Origin of the sequence: Macrococcoides caseolyticum (genome assembly GCF_002902665.1) — a bacterium.
Lineage (GTDB): Bacteria > Bacillota > Bacilli > Staphylococcales > Staphylococcaceae > Macrococcoides > Macrococcoides caseolyticum.
Genome location: NZ_PPRM01000051.1, coordinates 1 through 324, shown reverse-complemented (window position 1 = coordinate 324; position 324 = coordinate 1). Strand labels below are relative to the sequence as shown.

At 42.6% G+C, this 324-nt stretch carries 1 pseudogene; it reads right to left on the bottom strand.

The annotated features are described in order from the left end of the window. Nucleotides 1–324 (bottom strand): annotated as a pseudogene (locus tag CD152_RS11880) (hypothetical protein); the annotation flags it as partial.

Here is a 324-nt window from a genome sequence, read left to right as displayed (position 1 = left end):
AGTACTTGTCGTGCATACTGTTGAATGCGATCTCTGCTTTCTGGTACTTCAACGTTAGCTGTACGACCTGCTGGGAGAGATGTGAATCCTGATTGTCGTTTAAATCGTTCATAAGATTCTCGTTCCTGCTCCAGTCCGTATTGGATTCCCTCGGCACCATAATCAACTCCTAAATTTTTTTCACGTATGATACGTTTCTTACCATCCCGGTCGATAAAATCGTATGAAAAACGGGTCATCTGTTGCTTCTGATTGAATCTTTCCCTTATGTTGACACCTAGATCGGTTAGATGCGCCTTAAAGCGCTCTAAATCGAAATGAAGG